Here is a 6,777-nt window from a genome sequence, read left to right on the forward strand (position 1 = left end):
AATGATCAGCGATACTGTCGCTGTTAGTCAACGAGACATTCAGGTTTTTCAACTTCTTCATCAGCATGGAATTCAGCTTGAAATTCAGAAAGTATCAAGCGATAGTCCGAAAGATCTCTGGCAGATTTTGATTGATAAGCATTTGATTACCGAGTAGGTTTTGCGAATTAAGAATACACCAAAGGAGGAAAACATTATGGTAGGAATTATCCTTGCTAGCCATGGCGGATTCGCTGAAGGAATTTATCAATCTGGCGAAATGATCTTCGGTAAACAAGAAAATGTTAAGGCATGTATCTTGAAACCAAGTGAAGGTCCGGATGATATTCGTAAAAAGATGGAAGACGCCATTGCTTCATTTGATGATCCAGAACAAGTATTATTCTTAATTGACCTTTGGAGTGGTACTCCATTCAACCAAGCAAGCAATTTGTTTGCTGAACACAAAGATACATGGGCAATTGTTACCGGACTAAACTTACCAATGTTGATCGAAGCATATGGTGCCCGGTTGCAAGATGGAATTACGGCCCGTGAAATCGCCAAACAAATCGTTGGTTCTGCCAAGGACGGAATCAAGACCTTGCCTGAAGGACTTGTTCCAAAGAAGGAAGCACCAAAAGCTGCTGAAAGTAAGCAACCAACCGGTGCAATCCCTGAAGGAACGGTTTTAGGCGACGGTCACATCAAATACGGTTTAGTTCGGATCGACTCACGGTTACTTCACGGTCAGGTTGCTACTGCTTGGACAAAATCAGTTCGTCCAGACCGGATCATTGTTGTTTCAGACAACGTTTCGAAAGACAAGTTACGGAAGAACATGATTATTCAGGCTGCTCCTCCTGGTGTCCGGGCAAACGTTGTTCCAATTAAGAAAATGATCGAAGTTTCAAAAGATCCGCGGTTTGGAGCAACGAAGGCATTGGTCCTCTTTGAAAACCCAGAAGATGCCTTGAAAGCAATTGAAGGCGGCGTTGACATTAAAACGCTGAACATTGGTTCAATGGCTCACTCTGAAGGTAAGGTTGCCGTAAACAAGGTTCTTTCATTAAACGAAAAGGATGTTGAAACATATGACAAGTTAAATGAAATGGGAATCAAGTTTGATGTCCGGAAAGTTCCAAATGATTCACCAGAAAACATGATGGATCTTGTTAATAAGGCTCGTGAAGAGTTAGCGAAAAAGAAATAGTAAGGAGGAAGACAAATGTCTATCGTTCAAGCAATTTTAGTAATTATCATTGCATTCTTTGCCGGGATGGATGGTATTTTAGATGAATTTGAATTTTATCAACCGCTTGTTACTTGTACATTGATTGGTTTAGTAACAGGAAACTTGACTGCCGGAATTATTCTTGGTGGGACATTACAAATGATCGTTTTAGGATGGGCTAACATCGGTGCAGCCGTTGCCCCAGATATTGCCTTTGCTTCAACTGCGTCAGCAATTGTTTTAGCAATGGGTAACTTAGGTGTTAAAGGTGTTGGAACCGCTGTTGCCATGGCTGTTCCATTTGCCGTTGCCGGATTAGTTATGAACATGATCGTGCGGACAATCTGTGTTGGGATTACCCACGCAATGGATAAGGCTGCTGAAGAAGTTAGCTTTAAGAAGATGAACATGTGGCAAACAGTTGCAATTATTTTACAAGGTTTACGTGTTGCTATTCCTTGCGGATTATTACTTATTATCCCAACTCACACAGTTCAACACATGTTAAATGCAATTCCTTCATGGTTATCAGCCGGAATGACGATCGGTGGTGGCATGGTTGTTGCCGTTGGTTACGCAATGGTTATCAACATGATGGCTACTAAGGAAACATGGCCATTCTTCATTGTTGGTTTTGTAATCGCTGCTTTAACAAAATTAACATTGTTAGCAATCGGTGCTTTAGCTGTTGCAATTACATTGATGTACTTGAACCTTGATAAAAAAGGTGGCAATGGCGGTAACGGCGGTGGCGACAGCAATACCGGCGATCCGTTAGGCGATATTCTAGATGACTACTAAAATGAAGGAGCGTGAAAAGAATGACTGAAAAAGAAAATCGAATTAAAGTTGATAAGAAAACACGTTTCAAAGTTGCAGCTCGTTCACAATTCTTACAAGGATCATGGAACTATGAACGGATGCAAAACGGCGGTTATGCATTTTCAATGATTCCTGCAATCAAGAAATTATATAAGACAGATGAAGATCGCCAAGCAGCTTTAAAGCGCCACATGGAATTCTTTAACACGACCCCATTTATGGCTTCACCAATTATTGGGGTTACGTTAGCCCTTGAAGAAGAACGCGCTAACGGTGGCGATGTTGATGACGAAGCAATCAACGGGGTTAAGGTCGGAATGATGGGCCCGTTGGCTGGTGTTGGTGACCCAGTCTTTTGGTTCACGGTTCGTCCGATCTTAGGTGCTTTATGTGCTTCACTTGCGATGAGCGGGAACATTTTAGGACCGATTATGTTCTTCGTTGTTTGGAACCTGTTTCGTTGGGGCTTCCAATGGTACACTCAAGAATTTGGCTACAAAGCTGGTTCTGCAATTACCGACGACTTATCAGGAACAATGATGCAAGACGTAACTCGTGGGGCTTCAATGCTTGGAATGTTTGTCCTTGGTTCATTGATTCAACGGTGGGTTAAGATTGATTTCAAACCGATTGTTTCAAAGGTTCAATTACAAAAAGGTGCTTATATTGACTGGCACTCACTTCCTTCAGGCCATGAAGGGATCCAAAAAGCACTTGAACTTTATAACAATGGTCAAGGTCAAGCTTTATCATCCGTTAAGATCACAACAATGCAAAATGTTCTTGATCAATTAATTCCAGGATTAGCTGGATTACTTTTAACATTCCTTTGCATGTGGTTACTTAAGAAGAAGGTTTCACCAATTTGGATCATTATCGGAATCTTCATCGTTGGTATTTTATGCCACGTCGTTGGTTTACTTTAATAATTACTTTGGAATAGAGGAAAGATGAATGGTTGAATCATTAAATTCGAAAGCAGATATTGTTGAAAAAGCGGTTTATCACCATGGAACTGGAACGTATGGTCAGATTATGGTTGGGAACAAAGCGTTTGAGTTTTATGGGGATAATGTAAATCATTATTTGCAGATTCCGTGGGATGAAGTTAATAAAATTATTGCTTCATTATATTTCAAGGGGAAGTATATTCCGCGTTTTGCGATTCAAACCAAAGAAGGAAAAATGTACATTTTTTCATCAAAAGAACCAAAAAAGGTATTACGTGCTTGTCGAAATTATATTGATTCAAATAACATTGTTCGTTCATTAACTTTCTTCCAAGTATTAAAGCGAAACATTAAACGAATAATTAAGGCGAATAAATAGCAAAAGAAGCTCTGGATCAAACCAGAGCTTCTTTTATTTGTTTTTTCGATGGAAAAGATTATGGATTCCTCTTCGAATCACTTGGAAAAATGTAAGCGAACGCACAATGTGGTCAGCATTGATATGTTCCCGGCAAGCACGCAAAACAGCTTTTGGATGCCGTGCTGCAAACGGAAATATTCCATTTTGTTTAGTTTGAATTGCAAACCTTGGAATCCATCTGCCCTTAAAATATACAGAAGCGATTATCAAATCCACTTCATTCCATGGAATTTGAATATAGTCTTTGGGATTTTTAGAATTGTAAAATTCAAAAGCTTTATCTCCAATCATAATCTGACCGTAAGTCGCCATTCCAATGAAAGAAGTTGCTTTATCAACAAATTCTGCTTTTGTATTTTGTGATTGTGCAATTTCCATTTATCATTTTCCCTTCTCGATTCTAAAGTAATCCGACTAAGTGACCGACAATTCCGACGGCAAATAATCCAATAATAATCCAAATTGGTGAAACGTTCTTTTTCAAAAGCCACATGCAAAGGAACGTAATTAACAATCCTGCCAGTCCAGGAATCAATTGGTCAAAAATGTTTTGCATTGTTGTAACTTTAGTTGATGATAATGCAAGACCTTGACCGTTATTGTAAAGTTCAAGTGCTTTTTGGACACCTGCATGACCTGAAGGAAGTGAGCTCCAGTCAATGTATGTTCCTTTTTGCATTTTGGCAGTTGATACAATTGGTTTAAAATCAACCTTAACCCATCGATCAATTAATCCACCAAGGACAAACATCCCCATCATCGAGGCACCGCGCGTAACATCGTGTAGAAGTGAACCCGAAACATCTTCAGTGATTTTTGAACCGGCCTTATAGCCAAATTCCTGTAAATTCCACATAAAAATTCCACGAATTAAGTTCCATAAAACGAAGAACAGAATTGGACCTAACACGTTTCCTGAAATCGCCATTGCACCACATAATGATCCCAGAATTGGCCGTAATGTGAACAGGAAGATTGGATCCCCAATCCCGGCTAAAGGTCCCATCATTCCGACTTTAACCCCTGAAATTGCACTATCATCAACATCTGCACCATTTGCTTTGTCTTGTTCCAATGAAAGAACAACCCCTAAAATTGGTGAGAATAATTCAGGTGTAGTGTTAAAGAATTCAAGGTGCCGCTTTAATGCTTCTGCCCGATCCGATTCTGATTTATACAATTTTTTGATGGCAGGAATCATTGAATAGCAAACACCACCGTTTTGCATCCGTTCATAGTTAAATGAACCAAGGATCAATGTTGAACGCAAAAAGGCTTTAAATCGATCTTTTTTTGATAAAACAACTTTTGCTTCTTCAGCCATTTCGAATTCCTCCTTATTTTAGTAATCATCTAGAATATCGCCTAACGGATCACCGGTATTGCTGTTTCCGCCGCCTCCGTTATTGTTTCCATGCTTATCCAGATTGAGATAAATAAGTGTAAAGGCAACTCCTAAAAGACCTAAAGCAAGCAATGTTAATTGATTAATTGCAGCAATTACAAAACCGATAATGAAGAATGGCCATACTTCCTTTGTAGCCATCATGTTGATAACCATTGCGTAACCAACAGCAACAACTAAGCCACCACCGATTGTCATTCCGTCGTTGAGCCATGATGGAATTGCGTTCAAAAGTGCTTGAACATCGTGAGCAGGGATGAATAACAAAAGACCAGCTGGAATTGCAACCCGAAGTCCTTGGCAAACCATTGCGATATAGTGCCACATTTCAACTTGTCTGAAGTTGGCTTTCTTAGCAGCCGCGTCCATAAAGTGAACAAATGAGACAGATAATGTTCGAACTAACATCGTAAGCATTAATCCGGCAACAGCTAATGGAATCGCCATGGCAACGGCTGTATTTACGCCGCTAACACCCTTGTTACCTAGCATTAAAATAATTGCAGAAGCAACCCCGGCTAATGATGTATCAGGTGCCATCGCAGCTCCAACATTTGCCCAGCCTAAGACGATCATTTGTAGTGTTCCACCTAGAACTAAGCCAGCAGTTAACTGTCCGCATACTAATCCAATCAATGTACATACAACAATTGGTTGATAAAATTGAAAAATATCAAGAACACTGTCCACACCCGCTAAGAAAGCAATAATGAGGACTAAAATAATTGACATTGTCGACATAGTATTTCCTCCTTATTATGCTTTTTGCTTTCCTTCTGCTAATCCTTTACTTGCTTTATCAAGTAATTCAGAAATATCATCTGAAGATGAAGAAGGAAGCATTTTGACGTCAAATTTCAAACCATCTTTAATCAATTCTTTATAAGTATCAATGTCTGTTTGATCAAGTGATACTGCTTTTGTAACGGCTACTTTTCCAACCTTGTGAGCCATTGAACCAACGTTAATGGTTTTACCTTTCAAATCAAGTCCTGCATTTACAGCTTTCAAAATATCTTCAGGTGTTTCAAAAAGAACCAGCGCGTGAGTATCACCAAATCTTGGATCTTTTGAAACTTCGACCATCTTTTTAATTGGAACAACATTAGCGTGGACACCAGGAGGAGCCGCCTGCATAATCATGTTCTTTCTAAGCTTATCCTTCGCTACAGAGTCTGAAACAACGATGATTCGATCTGGTTTAACCGTCTTTGTCCAAGAAGTGGCAACCTGACCGTGAAGCAACCGTGAATCGATTCGAATCAATGAGTATTTAATGTGACCATCGCCAAGAACAGTTCCCTCTGGAATTGAACTAACAGTATTTGCACTGTTGCTTTGAACTTGTTGTGGCTTTTCGGTTTCAGGTTGAATACTTTCAGGCCGAACTTTTACACCGTTCTTAGCAGGTTCCATAATTTGTTTGGCAATTTGTTGTGCGGTAATTCCGTCTTGCAACCGGGCGCCGTATGCTTCAATCAGCATTGGTAAGTTCAAGCCGGTAACAATTGCCCATGTATCTTGATGCTTGTCGAATAAGTTATTTGCCTGATTAAATGGAGTGCCACCCCAAAGGTCAATCAGGAATAATACTTGTTCTGGATCATCAAATGAAGCAATGGCGTCTTCCATCTTTTTGCGGATATCATCTGGGCCTTCACTCGGTTTTAAGATACATGCCTTAACATTTTCTTGTTTGCCGAAGATCATTTCGCCAGATTGATAAATCCCTTCAGCGAATCCGCCGTGGCTGGCAAGAATAATTCCTACCATAATATCCTCCTCCTTTGAATTTAGTGTTTGTAAAAGCAATTAATCCACTAACTTCTTGTTCTTTAGTAACTTCCAAATATCTTTCTTTGAATCGCTTGAAACCTGTTGAATCTCAAGCTGAATTCCATGCTGATGAAGAAGTTGAAAAACCTGAATGTCTCGTTGACTAACAGCGACAGTATCGCTGATCATC

Annotated in this window: 8 protein-coding genes; 4 read left to right on the forward strand and 4 right to left on the reverse strand. The window is 39.8% G+C overall.

Annotated features, from left to right (window positions below; all coding sequences use genetic code 11):
• Positions 1 to 196 precede the first annotated feature (196 nt).
• The 4 genes from Q3C15_RS08400 to Q3C15_RS08415 are packed head-to-tail and all read left to right on the forward strand — an operon-like array spanning position 197 to position 3,364.
• Complete coding sequence (locus tag Q3C15_RS08400; RefSeq protein WP_064208588.1) at positions 197 to 1,192, forward strand: PTS sugar transporter subunit IIB; 996 nt, start codon at positions 197 to 199, stop codon at positions 1,190 to 1,192.
• 15 nt (positions 1,193 to 1,207) lie between these two features.
• Positions 1,208 to 2,014: a PTS mannose/fructose/sorbose transporter subunit IIC gene (locus Q3C15_RS08405; protein WP_064212846.1), complete on the forward strand. Its 807-nt coding sequence runs from the start codon at positions 1,208 to 1,210 to the stop codon at positions 2,012 to 2,014.
• A gap of 20 nt (positions 2,015 to 2,034) precedes the next feature.
• Positions 2,035 to 2,961 carry a PTS system mannose/fructose/sorbose family transporter subunit IID gene (locus tag Q3C15_RS08410; RefSeq protein WP_302704950.1) on the forward strand — a complete coding sequence of 309 codons (927 nt, stop codon included), beginning with the start codon at positions 2,035 to 2,037 and terminating at the stop codon, positions 2,959 to 2,961.
• A 28-nt stretch (positions 2,962 to 2,989) separates the two neighbouring features.
• On the forward strand, positions 2,990 to 3,364 hold the full coding sequence (locus tag Q3C15_RS08415; RefSeq protein WP_064208591.1) for a DUF956 family protein: 375 nt from the start codon (positions 2,990 to 2,992) through the stop codon (positions 3,362 to 3,364).
• 33 nt (positions 3,365 to 3,397) lie between these two features.
• Here the strand turns inward: Q3C15_RS08415 and Q3C15_RS08420 are convergent, their stop codons facing one another.
• Genes Q3C15_RS08420 through Q3C15_RS08435 form a run of 4 tightly spaced genes read right to left on the reverse strand, consistent with a single transcriptional unit; the run spans position 3,398 to position 6,584 of the window.
• Positions 3,398 to 3,778 carry a DUF956 family protein gene (locus Q3C15_RS08420; RefSeq protein ID WP_064212851.1) on the reverse strand — a complete coding sequence of 127 codons (381 nt, stop codon included), beginning with the start codon at positions 3,776 to 3,778 and terminating at the stop codon, positions 3,398 to 3,400.
• A gap of 28 nt (positions 3,779 to 3,806) precedes the next feature.
• Positions 3,807 to 4,730: a PTS system mannose/fructose/sorbose family transporter subunit IID gene (locus Q3C15_RS08425; protein WP_283597076.1), complete on the reverse strand. Its 924-nt coding sequence runs from the start codon at positions 4,728 to 4,730 to the stop codon at positions 3,807 to 3,809.
• Positions 4,731 to 4,748: 18 nt separating this feature from the next.
• Positions 4,749 to 5,552 carry a PTS mannose/fructose/sorbose transporter subunit IIC gene (locus Q3C15_RS08430; RefSeq protein WP_064212848.1) on the reverse strand — a complete coding sequence of 268 codons (804 nt, stop codon included), beginning with the start codon at positions 5,550 to 5,552 and terminating at the stop codon, positions 4,749 to 4,751.
• A gap of 15 nt (positions 5,553 to 5,567) precedes the next feature.
• The gene (locus tag Q3C15_RS08435; protein ID WP_283597075.1) at positions 5,568 to 6,584 is read right to left on the reverse strand and encodes a PTS sugar transporter subunit IIB; all 1,017 of its coding nucleotides are present in this window, start codon (positions 6,582 to 6,584) and stop codon (positions 5,568 to 5,570) included.
• Positions 6,585 to 6,777 lie beyond the last annotated feature (193 nt).

Origin of the sequence: Ligilactobacillus sp. 110_WCHN (genome assembly GCF_030518115.1) — a bacterium.
In the GTDB taxonomy this organism is placed as follows: Bacteria; Bacillota; Bacilli; order Lactobacillales; family Lactobacillaceae; genus Ligilactobacillus; species Ligilactobacillus aviarius_C.

What these genes read in the sequence shown, in the direction of transcription:
- Q3C15_RS08400 (WP_064208588.1), top strand. Translation starts at nt 197, where the DNA reads ATGGTAGGAATTATCCTTGCTAGCCATGGCGGATTCGCTGAAGGAATT.
- Q3C15_RS08405 (WP_064212846.1), top strand. Translation starts at nt 1,208, where the DNA reads ATGTCTATCGTTCAAGCAATTTTAGTAATTATCATTGCATTCTTTGCC.
- Q3C15_RS08410 (WP_302704950.1), top strand. Translation starts at nt 2,035, where the DNA reads ATGACTGAAAAAGAAAATCGAATTAAAGTTGATAAGAAAACACGTTTC.
- Q3C15_RS08415 (WP_064208591.1), top strand. Translation starts at nt 2,990, where the DNA reads ATGGTTGAATCATTAAATTCGAAAGCAGATATTGTTGAAAAAGCGGTT.
- Q3C15_RS08425 (WP_283597076.1), bottom strand. Translation starts at nt 4,730, where the DNA reads ATGGCTGAAGAAGCAAAAGTTGTTTTATCAAAAAAAGATCGATTTAAA.
- Q3C15_RS08430 (WP_064212848.1), bottom strand. Translation starts at nt 5,552, where the DNA reads ATGTCGACAATGTCAATTATTTTAGTCCTCATTATTGCTTTCTTAGCG.
- Q3C15_RS08435 (WP_283597075.1), bottom strand. Translation starts at nt 6,584, where the DNA reads ATGGTAGGAATTATTCTTGCCAGCCACGGCGGATTCGCTGAAGGGATT.